Origin of the sequence: Psychrobacillus sp. BM2 (assembly GCF_048572895.1) — a bacterium.
Lineage (GTDB): Bacteria > Bacillota > Bacilli > Bacillales_A > Planococcaceae > Psychrobacillus.
This window is the reverse complement of the sequence record NZ_CP183878.1, coordinates 1,314,689-1,334,180: the sequence shown is the minus strand read 5'-3', so window position 1 is coordinate 1,334,180 and position 19,492 is coordinate 1,314,689. Positions and strand designations below refer to the sequence as shown.

The 19,492-nt window shown below is 36.3% G+C and carries 13 protein-coding genes; all 13 read right to left on the bottom strand.

From position 1 onward, the window contains the following. Window positions 1-6: 6 nt before the first annotated feature. Window positions 7-1,113, bottom strand: coding sequence for a glucose-1-phosphate adenylyltransferase subunit GlgD (gene glgD / locus ACN6MX_RS05930; protein WP_419961724.1), 1,107 nt, complete (start codon window positions 1,111-1,113; stop codon window positions 7-9). A gap of 15 nt (window positions 1,114-1,128) precedes the next feature. After that, window positions 1,129-2,286 (bottom strand): glucose-1-phosphate adenylyltransferase, encoded by a 1,158-nt coding sequence (locus ACN6MX_RS05925; protein WP_419961723.1) that lies wholly within the window; start codon window positions 2,284-2,286, stop codon window positions 1,129-1,131. Further along, a complete protein-coding gene (gene glgB / locus ACN6MX_RS05920; protein ID WP_419961722.1) occupies window positions 2,276-4,225 on the bottom strand; it encodes a 1,4-alpha-glucan branching protein GlgB in 1,950 nt (649 codons plus the stop codon). The genes ACN6MX_RS05925 and glgB overlap by 11 nt, the downstream gene beginning before the upstream one ends. Window positions 4,226-4,532: 307 nt before the next feature. Continuing rightward, on the bottom strand, window positions 4,533-5,555 hold the full coding sequence (locus ACN6MX_RS05915) for a glycoside hydrolase family 15 protein (RefSeq protein WP_419961721.1): 1,023 nt from the start codon (window positions 5,553-5,555) through the stop codon (window positions 4,533-4,535). Window positions 5,556-6,937: 1,382 nt separating this feature from the next. After that, the gene (locus tag ACN6MX_RS05910; protein WP_419961720.1) at window positions 6,938-7,945 is read right to left on the bottom strand and encodes an LLM class flavin-dependent oxidoreductase; all 1,008 of its coding nucleotides are present in this window, start codon (window positions 7,943-7,945) and stop codon (window positions 6,938-6,940) included. 274 nt (window positions 7,946-8,219) lie between these two features. Further along, entirely contained in the window at window positions 8,220-10,370 is a 2,151-nt protein-coding gene (locus tag ACN6MX_RS05905) for a glycoside hydrolase family 3 N-terminal domain-containing protein (protein ID WP_419961719.1), read from the bottom strand. A gap of 214 nt (window positions 10,371-10,584) precedes the next feature. Continuing rightward, window positions 10,585-11,982, bottom strand: a complete 1,398-nt coding sequence (gene uxaC / locus ACN6MX_RS05900; protein WP_419961718.1) for a glucuronate isomerase — start codon at window positions 11,980-11,982, stop codon at window positions 10,585-10,587. A 54-nt stretch (window positions 11,983-12,036) separates the two neighbouring features. Further along, on the bottom strand, window positions 12,037-12,783 hold the full coding sequence (locus ACN6MX_RS05895; RefSeq protein ID WP_419961717.1) for a response regulator transcription factor: 747 nt from the start codon (window positions 12,781-12,783) through the stop codon (window positions 12,037-12,039). Further along, window positions 12,780-14,627 (bottom strand): sensor histidine kinase, encoded by a 1,848-nt coding sequence (locus ACN6MX_RS05890; protein ID WP_419961716.1) that lies wholly within the window; start codon window positions 14,625-14,627, stop codon window positions 12,780-12,782. The genes ACN6MX_RS05895 and ACN6MX_RS05890 overlap by 4 nt, the downstream gene beginning before the upstream one ends. 127 nt (window positions 14,628-14,754) lie before the next feature. Then, window positions 14,755-15,783, bottom strand: coding sequence for a TRAP transporter substrate-binding protein (locus ACN6MX_RS05885; protein WP_419961715.1), 1,029 nt, complete (start codon window positions 15,781-15,783; stop codon window positions 14,755-14,757). Window positions 15,784-15,831: 48 nt separating this feature from the next. Further along, complete coding sequence (locus tag ACN6MX_RS05880; protein WP_419961714.1) at window positions 15,832-17,127, bottom strand: TRAP transporter large permease; 1,296 nt, start codon at window positions 17,125-17,127, stop codon at window positions 15,832-15,834. Between the two features lies 1 nt (window position 17,128). After that, window positions 17,129-17,626 (bottom strand): TRAP transporter small permease, encoded by a 498-nt coding sequence (locus tag ACN6MX_RS05875; RefSeq protein ID WP_419961713.1) that lies wholly within the window; start codon window positions 17,624-17,626, stop codon window positions 17,129-17,131. Window positions 17,627-18,292: 666 nt separating this feature from the next. Beyond that, a complete protein-coding gene (locus tag ACN6MX_RS05870) occupies window positions 18,293-19,321 on the bottom strand; it encodes a Gfo/Idh/MocA family protein (protein ID WP_419961712.1) in 1,029 nt (342 codons plus the stop codon). Window positions 19,322-19,492: the final 171 nt, after the last annotated feature.

The following is a 19,492-nucleotide window of genomic DNA, read 5'->3' as shown; positions in this document are numbered from 1 at the left end:
TCCAGTTTAAACTACTTCTTCTTTTTTGATTACCATCGGCTTATTTCTCGCTGAAATGATTTGGTCCCTAGTAATGATCACTTGTTTATCAGTAATCACATTTTCTAAATGTGCTCCCTCTTCGATATCCCCTTTTTGCATAATGATACTGTTTTTAACTACTGCACCTTTTTTAACTTTTACTCCTCGGAAAATAATACTATTTTCGACGGTGCCTTCAATAATACATCCATTAGCAATTAAAGAATTAGATACCTTAGAGGAATTTGTGAATTCGGCAGGTGCTTCATGTTTAATCTTCGTAAAGACTTCCCAAGAATCATAAAAAAAGTTACGAAGAATTTCTGGGTTAAGAAATTCCATATTACTAGCATGATATGTTTGTAGCGAATGAATAAATGGCATATAACCTGTAAATTGATATCCTTGAACTTTTAGATTTATCAAATTTGCTTTAACAATGTCTTTCAAAAAATCATATTCATCATACTCTATACAATTCTTTATTAAATCTATTAATAGTTGTTTTTTTATCACATATGTTTCCAAACATATATGGTCTCCTATCTTAGGTGATGTATAAAGGTTTATATCTTGGACTTCACCGTTTGTATCAAGTGAACATTGATGGTAAATTGGTCTTTTCACTGGTAACCCATCATAATCCTTATACAGAACTGTAATATCGGCTTCACTACTTTCATGTTCTTTGATAACTTCATTAAAGTCAATTTTACAAATATGATGACCAGGAGCAATAATCACTGTATCTGCAGTTGCCCGTTGGAAAAATTCTAAATGATCATAGAACTGCTGTATATCTCCTTTAACTTTTTCATCAGGATGAATCGAAGGAAGAATGAATAGACCTTGTGAACGATGATCGAGATCCCATTCCTTTCCAGAACCTAGGTGATCCATCAATGATCGATACTTATCTTTTGTGAAAATGGCAACTTTACTTATGGAGACGTTCATAAAGTTTGACATAGTAAAATCAATCATCCGGTAACGTCCGCCAAACGGTACGGAAGCTAGGCAACGGTGATGAGTCAATTCTTTTAATATAGGTCTTTCATTTACGAGATTAATAACACCTAATACATTCCTCATTTAAACTACCTCCAATTATAGAGCTTGCAACAAAGCACTTTCCGAAGAAACCAACTGATTTTCACCAATTAATGTAAGTCCTTGTTTAGTGTCAGAGATTACAGCGCCATCTTCGATAATTGTACCGCTACCGATTATCGCCTTTTCGATTATTACATTATTTCCGATTTTCACATTTGGCATGATGACGGAATTCTTTACGATAGAGCCACTTCCAACTTGGACATTATAGGAAAGAACAGAATGGTCGACTTTCCCAAATACCAAACAACCTTCATTGACTAAAGATTGTGTCACATCAGCTTCTTCGGATATATATTGTGGAGGATGGTTGGCATTCCCTGCATATATTTGCCAGTTTGGGTCTCCAAGTTTGAAATCAGATGGTTCTGCCAATAAATCCATATGCGCTTCCCACAGGCTTTCAATCGTACCGACGTCTTTCCAGTAATCTTTAAAACGATACGCTTGTAATTTTGCTTCATCTTTCAGCATCTTTGGAATAATGTCTTTTCCAAAGTCATTAGTGGAACTGCTATCCTGTTCGTCTTCTGTTAAATATTTTTTTAGATGTTTCCAATTAAATATATACACACCCATCGAAGCCAAATTACTTTTTGGATGTTTAGGCTTTTCATCAAATTCAATAATTTGATCCGTTTCGTTTGTATTCATGATACCAAAGCGATTTGCTTCTTCCCAAGGTACCTCTATAACAGCAATGGTCGCATGTGCACCCTTTTCAATATGATCTTCCAGCATTATATTATAATCCATCTTGTAAATATGGTCCCCTGAGATGACAAGTACATATTCTGGGTCATTATGATCGATAAAGTGGAAATTTTGATAGACGGCATTTGCTGTACCTTTGTACCATTCCCCACCATCTTTTCCCTGATAAGGTGGAAGCATAGAAACCCCACCGTTATTGCGGTCCAAATCCCACGGGCGCCCGTTACCAATATAGGAATTCAAAAGATGGGGACGATATTGTGTAAGAATGCCGACTGTATCGATACCTGAATGTGTACAGTTGCTTAAAGTAAAATCGATAATCCGATATTTCCCTCCAAATGGTACTGCGGGTTTAGCTAAGTCACTCGTCAATTCCCCGAGCCTTGAGCCTTGACCCCCTGCTAAAAGCATTGCAATCCATTTCTTAGATGCCATTTGTACTGACTCCCCTTTTCCTTGTTTTTGTTTCTTTCATGAATATAGAAATCCCTAGCGGCGGTACGGTTATTTCCAAACAGTAAGGTTGGTTATTGTGCGGGATTTTACTGGCATGGATTGGGACAGGATTCAACTGTGCCGATCCGCCAAATGATGCATCATCACTATTAAATGCTTCGAAATATTTCCCATTAGACGGAACTCCTATTTGATAGTTATGGTAAACATCGGCAGAAAAATTACAAACAACAATGCAGTAATCTCCCTTCCGTTTTCCTTTTCTCATAAAAGTAATTACGCTTTGTTCCGCATTGTCCGCATCGATCCATTGAAAGCCGGCTTGCTCATGATCCAGACGCCAAAGAGCATTAGTTTCCTGATAAAATTTATTTAACTCTTTATAGTATCGATAAAAATTGGAATGAGCTTCAAAATCTAAAAGCATCCAATCCATTTCTTGCTGGTATTTCCATTCGTCAAATTGTCCAAATTCACTGCCCATAAATAGAAGTTTTTTTCCTGGATGCGCAAACAAATAGCCAAATAAGAGGCGTAAATTCGCAAATTTTTGCCAGTAATCGCCAGGCATTTTATTTACTAAAGATCTTTTTCCATGGACCATTTCATCATGCGAAAATGGAAGGACAAAATTTTCCGAAAATGCATAAAAAAATGAAAATGTCAGTAGGTTATGATGCTTTGATCGTTCTTTAACATCAAGCTTCATATATTTAAGTACATCATTTGACCAACCCATATTCCACTTATAATTGAATCCTAACCCCCCTGTACTAGTGGGACTTGTAACCAGCGGCCATTCGGTTGCTTCCTCCGCCATCATGAGGGCACCAGGATACTTTTGGAAAATGGTTTCATTTAACTTTTTCAGAAAATCAATTGCTTCCAGATTTTCGCCACCACCAAACTGATTCGTAAGTTTTACTGGAAGTGGATTATCATGATTTAGATAAATCATGGATGAAACAGCATCAACCCGAATTCCATCCACATGATAGATATCCATCCAAAACATTGCGTTTGAAATTAGGAAACTGACTACTTCTGGCTTGCTGTAGTCAAAGCTATATGTTCCCCAGATAGGCCGCTCAGCTCGCATGGGGTCTGACGATTCGAATAAAGGTGTTCCATCGTACCTCCCAAGACCATGGACATCCTTACAGAAATGTGCAGGCACCCAATCTAGAATTACACCAAGTCCCTTTTGATGACATAGATCTATAAAGTACATTAGTTGCTCAGGTGTACCATATCTGCTAGTCGCTGAATAATATCCAGTTATTTGATAACCCCATGAGCCATCGTAAGGATGCTCCATAACAGGCATTAACTCAATATGTGTAAAGCCATTATCAATTGCATAATCGACTAATTCGTCAGCAATTTCTTGATAACTATAAAACTCACCATTTTCTTTTTGTCTCCAGGAAGCCAAATGAACCTCATAAATCATCATCGGTTTGTGGTAAATATCTTTCTTTAATCGCTGTGCCATCCATTTTTGATCTTGCCACTCAAAATTATTTAAATTGTAGATAATAGAAGCTGTTGCCGGTCGTACCTCCGAATAAAAGGCAAACGGATCCGCTTTTAATTCCTTCTGTCCATTTGGTCCTGTAACCTCATACTTATAAATGTCTCCATGGGCAAGCTCGGGAACAAATAGTACCCAGATTCCAGAATGAGCCAAGCGTTCCATTGGATGCTGGGTACCATTCCAATTATTAAAGTTACCCACAACGGAAACTTGTCTTGCATTCGGCGCCCAAACTGCAAAACGCACACCTTGAATATCGTTCTCATATAGTATATGAGCTCCGAGCATCTTATAACTTTCAAACAGTGTTCCTTCATGAAAAAGATATACATCAAAATCACTTGGATATTGCAGGTTATTCAACTTCATAATCCCTACCATTTCAACACCACTTTCACTCTATGATTATTTCAATTTATATATCAGTTCTTATCCTAAATTATTCGCCATCTTTCTAAAAACACCTTTAAAATATTTGACTTTTTATAATAATTAATAATTTCAGATAAAACAAAAAATCCTCCAAGGAATGAAGGACTTTTGTAACTTTCATTTAGATTGTGAAATGTTGTAATTAATAAAATTCTAAAGTGCGATACCAGTAGACTATTTATCAGCTGTCCTCCCACATACCATACTTTCTAAAAAGTGATGCATATGATTTTATAAGTATACACCTGTATTTTAATCAGTCATTTCCTGTCAATTGTGAAGATGGCATATTAATCATACGGTTTAAAAATAAATAGGAAAGGGAGACGGACCAAGCAAGTGGAGTATTGCCATTTGGCACATTTTTACCACCGATATATAATTCAGGGACTTCCCAATTATCTGGTACGATTCGTTCCGTTTTATTCACATATTCATAAGCTTTATCATGCATACCTAGTTCAAAATAGCACAGTCCTAGCCAAGGTAGTCCGAAGCACCATTCCGCTTCGCTGCCTTCGTTGTAATACTGATCGTTGTGATAACGAATAACACCATTTGTCCGCTCAAGTCGTTCGGAAACCATCTCCACTATCTTAAGTGCTGTTTTCCTCTCAACTATACGATACGGATAAATAAGTGAAAGTAGGGATAAGTCTGTTTCTTTTGTTTCACTTTCTCTAGGTAAAAGAAAGCGCAACGTCTCTTCACCTTTTTGTATCAGTTCATCCCTTACATTTACGAGCATTTTTACTGCACGTAAGCCTGCTACGCATGCACCTACACTTGAAGCATGCAGTTCCATATTCTCTTCCCACATTCCATTATCCTTTGCCTGCCAGTACCCAAGACAATCTAAATAATCGACTAGCTTCTGAACAATAGCGAGATCTTTCTCATCCCGGATAATCTTATGTCCGTGGCTTACTCCTACCCCTACTCCCCATAAGAAGGCTCCAATTGCATCATTCTGAGCATGACCCCATTCTTGGCTCAATTCCTCTAAATCTGTAGAATATCGTGAGTGGATATATTCAAAAAGATAAACCGGTTTTTTTTCACGGTGAATGTCGATTTTCCATTCATAGGTTTTAAATAGTTCAAATAAGGCGTGATAAGCTTTTTCATACCGATCAGATTGGCTTTGCAAAAAAGGCAAAACCGTGTATACGACATCACGTATCCAAACAAAATGATAGTCCTTTGAAACACTTGCAGTGTAAGCGCCGTTCGGTAGGCGCATCCTATCTAAAACCTCAATTGCATTGCTGATTTTCATATATGAGACCTCCCTTAAATAATGGCTATACAGTGATTATTAACCTTTTGCATTTATTCTAGACAAACTATTTCGCTAAAGCGCTTCCATTTAAAATGAAGAAATTTAAGTACTTATATTTTATGTAGGAAATTGTTATTTGGAAAAGCAATCAGACCCAATACGCAAAATTGTTTTTTCGTGGGATGACAAAATTCAATTTCTATTAATCGCTTGGTATCCAATCGTACAATACCCTAAATATAAATTTTTAAATCAACTTTTATCATTTGTTGCATGAAAGGAAAAAAAAGAAAGCATTACCCCTGCTCCTTTTAATTGTTCATTCATTTGAACTTGGTCCTCTATTCTTCTCCCATCGAGGAATCTAACAAATAGGTTTTTATTATAGAAGAAACTGTTCCATTTAGATTGCATTGTCGATTCTTATAAAGGAAATCTTGTAACTATTTCTGCTAAATAAGAAAAACCAGACAAAAAGATGCCCGGTCCTTTAAGGTCAAAATCTGTTTCTATCGTTTTCTAAGGGCTTTGGACAGACATTTTGCTATATGATTACCGATTGAATTTTTAGGGACGCTAGTTGGTTGTGACGTCCGTCACAACCAACTAGCGTCCCTTTTTTTCGATAATTTTATGGCTTGTGTCCCGCATTAACGGGCAGTAGAGAACTGCCCGTTAATGCCCGAATGGTTCAACTAACAATCAGTGGAAAAAAAGCCCCACTGATTGAAGTTTCACTTTTTCTGTCCTTCAGCCTTTTACAACTTTTAGAAACAGGTTAGTTCATTTTTGGATAACTAGAGATAAGATACTTTCTTATTCATATAGTAAGCTCTCGAAGATGCAATTTCATTCGCTATTCGCTTCTTAATGTAGTAACTACTTATTATTTTTCTTTATTTCCACTAAAAAGGAAATCTACTTGCTTCATTATTCATTACAAAATAGTGTTCTTAATACAACAGACGGTTTTATCACTATATTAACTTTGAACGCTATTATTATCTAAGCGATAAGCTATGCCAAATCAGATAGTAGAGTACTACACGTCATATTGATTGTAGTGGTAGGTGAAGACCCCACAGCGAAGCATTGGCCAAACTTTGATTGGGCAATGTCTTTACGACGAGTAACCGCAGAAGCATATGTTTTTCAGCGAGGAGGCTGAGGCAACCCCCGCGGAGGCCAACAGGAGGTTGGTCACAAAGGCGTTGCCACACGAGGTGGCGCTCTTAGCCTTTGTACCCCCACCTGAAACGGAAATCAGTAGTATTATTCATTCTTTCAAGTTCCACAAACCTAGTGTTCACAAGACATTTTTTATACTTTCTTTTTTATTAAACTAAATATGCAACGCCATATCCGTCGGAAAGTGCTACTTAAAGTTGGTCAACGGCTTCCTTAAATATTTCATATGAACGTCTTCTAGCTTCTTGATCATAAACATATGAAACTGCCATCAGTTCATCTACTTGGAATGTTCCCAAGAATGATTTTAGTTGCTCGATGATTGCATTTCGATCGCCTTTAAAAGTATAAGACGACATCCGACGGACAGCATTTTCTTCTAAATGGTTCCACAGACCTTCCATAGTATCGATTGGAGGCTGCAATAAATCCTTTTTACCTGTTACTACATTTAAATAAAAACGATCACTTGTTGTAGCAAGCTTTTTAGCTTCCTCATTTGAATCTGCTGCTATTACATTTACACAAACTATCACATATGGTTCAGATAAATACTCAGATGGAACAAACTTATTTCGGTAAATTTGAATCGCTAGTTCTAACTGCTGAGGGGCAAAATGTGCAGCGAAAGCATAAGGAAGCCCTAAACGAGCAGCTAATTCTGCGCTTGAAGTACTTGAGCCAAGAATGTAAATTGGTACATTGACACCTACACCTGGGAAGGCACGAACTCCACCTTGGTAATCTAATGATTTAAAGTAATTTTGCAATTCCACCACATCCTGTGGGAAAGAAAAAGAAGTTTCCTGTGTCGTTCTGCGTAGAGCATGAGCAGTTTGCATGTCAGTTCCCGGAGCGCGGCCCAGTCCTAAATCCAATCTGTTTGGATAGATAGTTTCAAGTGTCCCAAACTGCTCTGCAACAACAAGTGGTGCATGATTTGGCAACATTATCCCACCTGAACCTACTTTAATAGTTTCTGTCTTTTCCAATACATGGCCTATTAAAATTGAAGTAGCAGAACTAATAACAGTCGGAGAATTGTGATGTTCTGTTAGCCAATATCGATTGTAGCCGAGCTTTTCAGCATATTGTGCAAGACTAACCATATCCTTAAAAGCTTCTTTATTTGTCTGTCCTTCTTTTACGGCCACTAAATCCAAAACTGATACAGGTACGGACTGAAGTTTTTTATTCATATATTTACTTACTTCCCTTCATTATTCAAACATCTCCTTTGATAATAGAACCATGTATATAATTCTTCAAGGTATCTGCTTCATGAGTGATGGATACTAGAACAAACTTTGAATTAAAATATTGGAAGAACTTTATGTAAACTGGTTTGATATTGGCTTTATGGTCAGAATTTGATTCCCCGAGTAAAATTTTTCATATCGAAAGGCCCATCCGCAAAGGATGAGCCTCCAAAACTTCCTATTTATAAGGTTTTACTGTTTTCCCTGCATGGGCTTATTTACCTTTTGATTTCCCCTTATTATAGGAAAGGCCAAATCCATACTTATATGCATCTTTTGATTTATTTACATATGAGTAGGATGGGTTTTCTTCTTTTGCGTAGCTAGGAACATCTCCAACCTCTTTGTTTACCGCTGCCATACTTGCTGGTAATGCAAATGGAAGCTTTCCAGTTGGATTAAATTCACCACGAATAACATCAATAATAGCTTCAGGCTTAGTTCCGAAAGTACCGATTAATGCTGCAGCATTCGGCTCAATTTTATCCAGTACCCATGGGTTCGTCATGTTTACTGCAGTAATAGTTGGAACTGTTTTTTGTATATCGACAATTCTATCTACATTTGTGATACCTGTTTCAGGTCCTACAGTAATGCGTGGATTATTATCCCAGTTCGATTGAACAGGTTTTACATAAATATACGCATTTGTTGCCTCATTCAGTTTATTCGTGATTGTTATGGAAGGATCATGTTTCTTGATAATCTCTATTAATCCCTTTGTATTTGCACCATCTGTGCCACCTGGGAACATTTCAACATAAAGCTTTACCTTCTTTAAATTCGCATCTTTTAAAGGCAAAATATTTTTATCATTACGTAGAAGAACTACTGACTTTAGATGTGCTTCATATGCTAATTGTTGTACCTTTGGATTAGCCACCACATCAAGTGCATGTTTAGCATCTACATAAGGGTCTTCAAATAGCCCTAAATTCATCATTTCTGTTAGCAGCAATGTAATTGATTCGTTAACTGCTTCTACTGATAGTAAACCTTTATTTACTGCATTGATAATATGCTGTGGTTCTGATGATCCAGAAATAATATCTGTTCCAGCATTGATTGCTTTTGCAAATTTTTGTTCCGGTGTTAAACCTTCAGCTCCCCAAGCGTTATCTCCAATAGCACCAGTATCAGAGTTAACATATCCCTTGAATCCAAGGCCCTTACGTAGGAAGCCATCTAAAATAGCATCATTTAAGGCGAAACCAACTTCTTCAAATTGCTGGGTTTTTTTATACCATGGTAATCCTTGATCTGCACTATCATTACTTGGATACGCGTAATATGGCATAATCGACGATACATTTGCCTTGATCGCAGCCTCAAAAGGAGGAATATGGTACTTAAGTAAACTTCCTTTAGTTGGATAAGGATTAAATTTACCCTCTACAAAGTGAGGATCTAACCCATTATCACGTGCCCCGCCTCCTGGAAAATGTTTTACAGTTATTGCAACACTATCTTTTCCAAGCTTATCACCTTGAAATCCTTTGATGACATTATAAATCATATCTGAAGCAACTTTAGGGTTTTCTCCAAAGGTATCTTCAATTCTTGCCCAAAGTGGATCTGTAGCTATATCAGCAGTATATCCGTAGACTTTACGTATACCCGCTGCCCTCCATTCTTTTGCTGCAATTTCCGAAAATTCCTTTACAGCTTTTGTGTCACCCGCTGCCGCAAACCCTAATGGTCCTGGCCAAAATGAATGTTGTCCTTCACTTGCTGCTATATTAGTATAATCTGTTGAGGCATGGTTTCTAGGGTTCGAAGTAACTACTACTGGGATCCCTAATCTCGAAGCCTCTCCTAGTTCCTGTAGCTGATTTGTGTATTTGGCAATAATATCGACAGTTGGAGTTTGTCGGAAAATGACGTAACGCATATTTTTACCAACAATTAATGGATCATCCGATTTAACATACTTTCCATCTGTTGGATTCGCAATTGGAGTATGTGTGTCAATCAACATTAATCCTGCTTTTTCAGCAAGTGTCATTTTAGATACTAAATCAGCTACCCGTTGATTAACAGGTTTACTCCAATCCTCGTATAAGTCTAAACTCTTATTACCATTTAAGTCTCTAAACTGTTTCCCATCAACTGTAAGAACACCTTTTTTGGCTGCTTCGATCTCCGGTTGACCAGTTTTGGAGTTAGCAAGTACACGGTATGTTTGAACGTCCGTCCCTGAAAGACCAGGATTTTTATTTGTGGTTGGATCTGCATACCCTAAATTTACATTGCCATTTGCTCCTACTTGTGGAATACCGATTGATGTCATTAGTGATAATGCAAGTATCCCAGTTATAGCCTTTTTTGATTTTTTGTTTTTTAGACTTTTTAATATGGAACCCATGATTTCCCTCCCTTTACTTAATTACCTACTTGCACAATTCACTTTTTTATACTTTAACAAGATCACCCCCTAAAAATGGAAAAGAAGTTTCTTGTATAAAAATAAAATAGCTTTATTTATTGTCTGATTTTTCAGTTATTTAAAAACGTAGATTTAATCAATTCACTTCAATCAAACGACACAAAGCTTCTGTTTAAATTTCATACAATAGATATTAAAAGGAAAAATAATCTTTTGCATTTTGATAGCAAATCCCTTGAACAATACCACCTAACATTTCCATATCATTCGGCACTTCCCCATTTTCTACCCATTCTCCAATCAATTCACATACTAATCTTCTAAAATACTCATGTCTGGTGTAGGAAAGAAAACTTCTTGAATCTGTTAGCATTCCGATAAAACGACTGAATAGACCAAGATTTGCTAGCGCTTTCATTTGTTCGAGCATGCCATCTTTTTGATCGTTAAACCACCATGCTGTACCAAACTGAATTTTTCCCGGCACCCCTCCTTGAAAATTCCCAATTAAACTACCAATCACGTAATTGTCTTTTGGATTTAATGAATATAATATGGTTTTTGGCAGAGCATCATCCCGTTCCAATGCATCTAGTAAATGACTTAGAGGCTCAGCTATCAACCCATCATTAATACTATCAAAACCAGTGTCAGGTCCTAATTGTTTATACATTTTTGTGTTATTATTACGCAATGCTTGAATATGGAATTGCATTGCCCATTCAAATTTCGCATATTGTTTTCCTAAAAAAGTTAAAGTGTAAGACTTGTATTTTTTTTCTTCATCCTGTGATACTTTTTGTCCAGTTAATGCTTTTGTGAAAATATTTTCCGCTTCTAACTTTGTTGTTTCTTGATACATCAACGTATTTAGCGCATGGTCAGAAATACGACAACCATTCGTATTAAAATACTCTATTCTTGACTGTAATGCATTTAAGAAGTCATTATAGTCAGAAATTTGTATTCCCGACACCTCTGCTAGTTTGTCAACCCACTGCAAATATCCATCCAAATTAATCTCTAACGCTTTATCTGGTCGAAAACTCGGTAGCACCTTAACATCAAAATCGGGATCATCTTTAATTTTCGCATGATATTCTAATGTATCAATTGGATCATCCGTAGTGCATATTACTTCAACCTTTGACTTGTTTATTAAATCCCTTGCGCCGTAACCGCCCCCTGTAAGCTTTCCATTAACTTCCCCCCAAATACTAGGGGCTGTTTCTTCATTTAATATGTCATATATATCAAAGTAGCGTTGAAGCTCTAGGTGAGTCCAATTGTATAAGGGATTGCCAATGGTCATCGGTATAGTCCTTGACCATGCTAAAAACTTGTCATAATCCTTAGCCCCACCTGTGATGCATTCTTCTTCAATTCCATTAGCTCTCATCGCTCTCCATTTATAGTGATCGCCGTATAACCACGCCTCTGTAATGTTTTGAAAGGTTTTGTTTTCATATATTTCCTTTGGACTCAAGTGGCAGTGATAATCGATAATTGGCAAATCTTTTGCATATGTATTGTACAAAGTCTTCGCCATATCGGTTGATAATAAAAAGTTTTCGTCCATAAATTTTTTCATTTATTCCACCTGCTTTCGAAAATTTCACTAGCAGCTTACACAGAATCCTTCAACTCAATAATTTTTTGTAGATTTACGGAACATAGATGGAGAATAACCCGTCATTTTTTTAAAGTTATTGCTGAAGTATGCAACTTCTGAGTACCCCACTCTTTCTGCTATCTCCGTCATCTTTAGTGTTGTGTTCAGTAATAAACGTTTTCCTTCTTGAATTCGAAGCTCGGTTAAATAATCCACAAATTTAGTATTAAGTTGTTGTTTAAACAGTTGACTTAGATAACTAGGATTCAAGTGCACGCTTTTTGCAGCGTCTGTCAGAGACACCTGTTTTAGTGGTGTTTTTTCAAGATAAGCTAACACCTGATCAATTGTAGATGCAGGAGGAACTTCCTCAAGAATAGTAGGTGTACTATATTCTTCAGCTACTTCTTTTTGTTTATAAAGCCATTTTTCCAAACAAGCTTTTAATTCTTCTTCTTCAATTGGTTTAAGGAGATAATCCGTTACACCGCTCCGAATCGCTTGTTGAACAATTTGAAACTCATCATGAACACTAATAACAATACAATCCAGTTTTCGATCTAATTGGTTCAGTTCTTTCACCAAAGTAAGTCCATCCATGACAGGCATACGGATATCTGTTAAAACCAAATCAACCTCATTTTGTTTAATCCAGTCAAGAGCCTGTAATCCATTTTCGCATTCATGTACGATTTGTAAGGATAAGTTCAACTTTCTAATCGACCACATAAGAGCTTTTCTTACCCATCTCTCATCGTCCACTAGTAAAACTTTTTTCATGCTTTCTTCACTTCCTTACCATCTACAATTGGCAAATGTATAGTAACCTTTGTTTCTATACCTCTTGTACTATTAATCGTTATTCCATACTCTGAGCCATACAAGTAGCGAATTCTCTGATGAACATTCATAATCCCGATATGTTGTCCACCCAAGGAAGTTGAATTCTCTTTAAGTTTCTCTGTTAATTCTTTTAAAACTTCTTCTTGTATTCCGACTCCTGTATCTGTGATTCGAATTTCAAACGATGAATCAGGTAGAAGTTGAGCAGATATGGTAATTTTTATTTTCTCAGAACTTTCTCCAATACTGTGCATAAAACAATTTTCAACAATTGGTTGGAGAGAAAACTTTACTACTTCAAAGTCCATTACAGCATCTGGTATATCAAATAAATACTCAAAACGTTCCTCAAAACGAAACATTTGAATCTGTAGATACATTTCACAAAACTTAATTTCTTCTCGCAAACTAACAGTTGGTAAACTATTTCTAAGGTTATAACGTAAAAGTTTACCCAGAGAAGATGAAATGTTAGCTATGTTCTCTCGGCCCTCTTCCAAAGCCATACCTCTAATTGTTTCAAGTGAATTGTATAAAAAATGGGGATTTATTTGTGATTGAAGCATTTTTAATTCGGTCTCCGTTTTGTTAATAATCATTTCGGCTTCCTTCAACTTCGAAACATACACTTCTTCCAGTAAATTGGATAGCCTTTCTACGGTGTTATTAAATCCAGTTGTCAATTGGCCAATTTCATCATTGGACTCTACCTTTACTCTGCCATTTAAATGACCAATTTCCACTTCTTTCATAAAGGATCGTAGTCTATGAATTGGACGAACTATACTTTTGGAAATGCTATAAAAACCTACTAAGTAAGCAAATACCAAGGAGATAAAAATCGTCCATGTAATTGCTGTTCTTATTTGTTGGATACCGACCCGTAAATCCTCGTATGGAGCAGCAGTAAAAAAACTCCAACCAAGTTTTGGAGAAAGAGAATAGGAAACTAACTCCTTACGATTTTCATCGATTAGCACTGAACCACTTTTTTCACTTTTAAGATTTGCTAATTCCTTGAACTCTACCTTGTTACCGAGTTTTAAATAATTTGGGTGATAGACATAATGCCCTTCAGAATCCAAAATAAAAAAGTAACCGTTCTCACCCAAAGTTACCATTTGAGAAATTTCTTCAATTCTCTTAAAATTGATATCAATAATAAGCATACCTATCGGTTTCAGTGTATGTGGATTATATAAACGTCTTACAAGAGAAATTACTGGTAGCTCTTTGTCTTTTAATTTTAATGTTCTACTCACAAGCATAACCATACCGTTTCCCGGGACTGATGAATACCAATATTCATCTTTAATATTTATAGCTGGATAGTAATTTCTCTCTCTCAAAGAGTCTATAATAATCCCATTATCTAAAGAAACAGTAATGTTAGAAATATCATTTCTTGAATATTCTGAATTTTTAAGAACCTTTAGTGCATGGTCAGTGAGAGTACGATCGTATTCAGTACCAATTTTATCAATTCTTAATAAACTTCCCATTTCAGGTGAGTTGATGATTTTTAAACTCGTTATTTCAAAGTCTTGGAGATAATATTCAACATGTAATTCAACCTGTTCAATTATTTTTTGACTCGATTGCGTGAACTCTTCTTCTAGTTCAAAAGTTGAATACTTGTATGTTATGATTCCAACAGACAAAACAGGTAAAATAACTAAAATACTAGAAAACACAGAAAGTTTTGCCATAAGCGTCTGGTTTTTAATGAGAATATAGCGTTCAATAAACTCTACAATTTTACTCCACGGCTTCTTCATCATAGTTCCTTTCCAATAAGTATTGTTTCCCACTTAATCTTAATGGAAAAGACCTACCTAGTATAGTAAATATTTAACTAACTAGGTAGGGTGATAATGCTAGCCTTAAGAATGGATTATCTTCTAATTATCATGGGCTTGCTGTATTGATCGCATCGACTAATTCAGGATAATCCTTAGAAAATTCATCAACAATAGACTTAACTGCCGTTTGCCAAGGAGTAATATCTTCGACTTCAGTAATAGTAACTCCTGCATCATCCAATGTCTTTAGAGATTTTTCTTCATAATCAGCCCATGCTTGCCTTTGAGCCTCAACTGAATCCAAAGCCGCTTGTCTGATTAGCTCTTGGTCTTCTGCTGAAAGTTTATCCCAAGCCGTTTTACTCATTAACACTACTTCAGGCACTCTTGTATGATGATCCATAATTAGATACTTCGCTTCTTGGTAATGGTTTGATGAGTCAAAGCTCGGAAGATTGTTTTCTGCACCGTCAATGATACCCGTCTGAAGGCCAGTAAAAACCTCTCCATATGGCATCGGAGTAGCACTTGCTCCCAATGCCTCCATTAATTTAATATTTATTTCACTTTGCTGAACACGAATCTTTTGACCCTTTAAGTCTTCAATACTTGTTAAAGGTTTAGTAGAATAAAAACTGCGCGAGCCAGAATCGTAATAAGCAAGACCTTGCATTTTCGCATCTTGTAAACCATCTAGCAATGCCGTTCCAGTGTCTCCATTAAGGAAATTCCACAAATGATCATCACTATTAAACAAATACGGTACGGAGAAAACGGTGAAATCATCATTAAACTCAGCAAGTGGGCTGGCATTTATTCTAGCAAAGTCAATAGCTCCAAGTTGAACCTGCTCTAACACTGATTTTTCATCACCTAGTTGGCCTGCTGGAAATACTTCAATTGTAATACGACCGTCAGATTTTTCACTAACCAACTCGGCAAACCTTTGATCTCCAATAACAGTCGGATAATCCGCTGGTTGATTGTCTGCTAGCCGCAAAGTAATTTTAGGTTCTGCTGATTTGGAACCTTCATCCGCCTCAGCTATACCCTCATCTTCTTGAGCACATGCTACAAGAATTGTCGTGGCAAAAAGTAAAGATGTAAATAATCCTATAAATTTTTTATTCTTCATTGTTGAAACCCCCTTAAATTTTTTTATAATATTACCTAGTCCCAAGGTTTAGTCAGCCATTAAATTCGGAAGCCACATTACTACCTCAGGTATATAGGTGATTATTAACAGAACTACTAGTAAAGCATAGAAAAATGGCATCATCGCTTTCGTCCCTTGTGCAATGGAAACTTTTCCAATCGCACAACCGACGAATAAAACGGTTCCTACAGGTGGTGTCAATAACCCTATTCCTGCATTCAATATAAGCACAATCCCGAAATGTACTGGATCCATACCAAAGCTTGTTACAACTGGAAGAAGAATCGGTGTCATTATCAAAATCATTGGAGCCATATCCATTGGTGCCCCAAGGAGAAGTAGTAATATATTAATAATCAATAATATAATGATTGGATTATCTGAAATACCTAATAATAAATCAGTCATCATGGTCGGAACTTGTAAGTAAGCCAATACCCAACCAAAAGAAGCTGAAGCAGCTATTAAGAAAAAAACCATTGAAACCGTTTTCAAAGTGCGTTTTAAGATGGTCCAAATACTAGACAGCGGTGCTTCTCTATATATAACAAAAGCTAGAATAAAAGAATATAAACATGCTAATGCACCTGACTCTGTTGCCGTAAAAATCCCACTCATGATACCACCCAATATAATGACAGCTGGGCTTAGAGATAATGCACCGTGAAAAAGTGTACTTCCTATTAGTGACTTTGGAATTGGAGCGGCTTTTTCATATCCACGTTTTCTTGCAATTATATATCCAGTGATACACAATGCGATTAACATAATTACACCTGGAACAATACCAGCCATAAATAAACTGGCAATGGAAACGCCTCCTGCTGCTAATGAATATAATACAAGGTTATGACTTGGCGGGACTACTACTCCCTGAATAGCGGATGCAATTGTAACACCAACCGCATAATCTGCCTCATAACCATTCTTTTTCATCATAGGAATCATAACAGACCCAACGGATGAAACATCTGCTACAGCAGAGCCGGAGATATTTCCAAAAAATAGAGAGGCTACGCTGTTTACCATCGCCAACCCGCCACGAACCCGCCCGACTAAAAGAATCGCTAAATTTACAATCCGGGCTGCAAGACCTCCTGCGCTCATGATTTGGCCTGTCAGGATAAAAAATGGTATGGCGAGTAAAGAAAAGGAATTCATCCCTTGAATCATTTGCTGTCCAATTATTGGTAACGGCACACCTATGGAAATGATTGTAAGCAATGATGAGATAACTAGCGTCAAAGCTATCGGAAATCGAAGCATGATAAGAATAACGAAACTTACTAGTAAAATTGTAACCGCTAGTGTAGTACTTGCCATGCTAAATCGCCTCCTCTATATCTTTGTACTTAGATGTGTCGACATTAAAAAATTGTAGAAGTGTATATAAACAAATCATGAATCCTGTTATCGGCATGATGATATAGGTAATGCTACTTGGAAGTTTTGTAGCTGGTAGAGTTGAATCCAACATAAGAATCGTAAATTGTGACCCTTGAACCACAAGATAGATTCCAGTAGCAAAAACACTGGCACGAATCACCTTATCTAAAACTTTATTAAACATTTTCGGAAAAAGGTTAGTAAATGTATCAATTCCTAAATGGATATATTCACGAAATCCAATAGCGATTCCCATAAATCCAAACCAGACTAACAAAAGTAAAGTGATTTCCTCTGACCAAAAGAAGACGAAGTTAAAAAAATATCTTGTCACGACTTGTAGTGTGACAATAATTACTAATAAAATCAGCGATAAAAGTGTCAGCTTTTCAAATATATTGTCAATGAATGAATATATTTTTATTATTAGATTCATAAATTTCCTCCTCAAGAAAGCGTTTTCTTATTTCAAATTTTACTGTTTATTTCGAATTATTAGAATGTTTATTTTTTATGAAAAAATTGTGTTTTTTTTAGGTTATGTAATATGACTGCTTCACTAGCTGTGAAAAATAGTTGTAATTCATATTTCTACCATCATGAAAACGCAAGCGTCCTTTAAGGTAAAAACCTGTTTTTATCGTTTTCGAAGGGCTTTGGACAGACATTTTGCTATATTATTACCGAGTGAATTTTTTAGTGATATTGGTTGTGACATCCGTCACAACCAATATCACTTTTTTTCGGTAATCTTATGGCGTTTGCATGTCCGTCGCCATCCTACCACGCTTAGAAACAGGTAAGTTCGTTTTTTGGGTAACTAAAGATAAGATACTTCTCTATCGATAGAACAAGCTCACGAAGATGCAATTTCGTTCGCTACTTCGCTTCTTTATGAGTCAAACACTTACTACTTCTTTTTATTTCCACTAATATAAAAGAAAATCTGCTTTCTTCCGCCTGAAACGGAAATCAGTTGGATTATTCTTTTTTAATGCTGCAAACCCAGTGTTCACAGGTCATTTTATATACTTTTCTATCTCAAAAAAAAAAAAAAAAAACGCAGACCTTTTTGATTAAGGCACTACGTTTTTTTGTTTTCTTATAATTTTACAGGTCTTCCACTTTTAGCGGATTCATAAATAGCCAAAATTAATTCTAATGATTTTCTAGCTTCTTCACCAGTCACTAGTGGATCTCTTTTCTCCGTAATGGCGTTAACGATGTCCTGATATTGTCGTTTATGAGAATCATAAGAGGACATTTTGTTTGATGAGGCACTTGCTTTTGTTACTTCTTTTGTAGCTTTTGTATATTGTTTCCCATTCTTAAAATTCCACTCTTTTACTCGATCATTTTCAATTATTACACTACCGTCGTTCCCGAATATATCAAGAGTTGCACTATATCCTGGATAAGCCGCTGTGTTCCCTTCAATCAATCCAAGAGCGCCTGACTTGAATTTTATCGATGCAACTGCGATATCCTCTACTTCTATTCTTTCATGAGCTCGAGTTGCACAATACGCATGAGCTTCCTCCACTGGACCCATCAAATATAAAAGTAGATCAATATAGTGAATCGATTGATTCATTAATGTGCCTCCACCATCAAGTTCCCATGTTCCGCGCCAAGCACCACTATCATAATATTCTTGTGACCGATACCAAGTAGTACGTGCAGCTCCAAAATTTAGTTGTCCAAATTCTCCTAGGTCCATTGCATTTTTTATATCTACTATCGCTTCATCAAATCTATGTTGAAAAATACAGCTTAACGTTACATTCGCCTCTCTACAAACTCGTATAAGTTCGTTTGTTTTTGCAAGCTTTGTATCAATTGGCTTTTCAACAATGACATGTTTGCCTACTTTGGCAGCTAATATCCCTAAATCCGCGTGTGTCCCACTAGGTGTTAGTATGGTAACAATATCAATTTTATCATCACCTAGGAATTCCTCATAATCGCTATAAACTTGAATATTATATTGATTTCCCCATTTTTCAGCGGTTTCCTGATTTCTTGAAAAAATAGCTATTACCTCTGCATTCGGTATCTTTTGAATACTTTTAATATGAGTTTCTATAATATTACCGCTACCAACCATTCCAAAACGCAATGTTTTTTTCATAGTCCTACACCTCCTCGAGAATTTAACTCAACTCTAAAAAATATATTAATTGATAAGTTAAAGAATAATTTCTGAAACGTTTGCAAGTTTGAATGATGGCTCGAAACCCGTAACATTTTTCATTCATTGGTTATTGCAAAAAACAGATTGGATATATTTATGGAATTGTTC

Excerpts from the sequence above, each read along its gene's own strand:
- glgD (WP_419961724.1), bottom strand. The coding sequence starts at position 1,113 with ATGAGGAATGTATTAGGTGTTATTAATCTCGTAAATGAAAGACCTATA.
- ACN6MX_RS05925 (WP_419961723.1), bottom strand. The coding sequence starts at position 2,286 with ATGGCATCTAAGAAATGGATTGCAATGCTTTTAGCAGGGGGTCAAGGC.
- glgB (WP_419961722.1), bottom strand. The coding sequence starts at position 4,225 with ATGGTAGGGATTATGAAGTTGAATAACCTGCAATATCCAAGTGATTTT.
- ACN6MX_RS05915 (WP_419961721.1), bottom strand. The coding sequence starts at position 5,555 with ATGAAAATCAGCAATGCAATTGAGGTTTTAGATAGGATGCGCCTACCG.
- ACN6MX_RS05910 (WP_419961720.1), bottom strand. The coding sequence starts at position 7,945 with ATGAATAAAAAACTTCAGTCCGTACCTGTATCAGTTTTGGATTTAGTG.
- ACN6MX_RS05905 (WP_419961719.1), bottom strand. The coding sequence starts at position 10,370 with ATGGGTTCCATATTAAAAAGTCTAAAAAACAAAAAATCAAAAAAGGCT.
- uxaC (WP_419961718.1), bottom strand. The coding sequence starts at position 11,982 with ATGAAAAAATTTATGGACGAAAACTTTTTATTATCAACCGATATGGCG.
- ACN6MX_RS05895 (WP_419961717.1), bottom strand. The coding sequence starts at position 12,783 with ATGAAAAAAGTTTTACTAGTGGACGATGAGAGATGGGTAAGAAAAGCT.
- ACN6MX_RS05890 (WP_419961716.1), bottom strand. The coding sequence starts at position 14,627 with ATGATGAAGAAGCCGTGGAGTAAAATTGTAGAGTTTATTGAACGCTAT.
- ACN6MX_RS05885 (WP_419961715.1), bottom strand. The coding sequence starts at position 15,783 with ATGAAGAATAAAAAATTTATAGGATTATTTACATCTTTACTTTTTGCC.
- ACN6MX_RS05880 (WP_419961714.1), bottom strand. The coding sequence starts at position 17,127 with ATGGCAAGTACTACACTAGCGGTTACAATTTTACTAGTAAGTTTCGTT.
- ACN6MX_RS05875 (WP_419961713.1), bottom strand. The coding sequence starts at position 17,626 with ATGAATCTAATAATAAAAATATATTCATTCATTGACAATATATTTGAA.
- ACN6MX_RS05870 (WP_419961712.1), bottom strand. The coding sequence starts at position 19,321 with ATGAAAAAAACATTGCGTTTTGGAATGGTTGGTAGCGGTAATATTATA.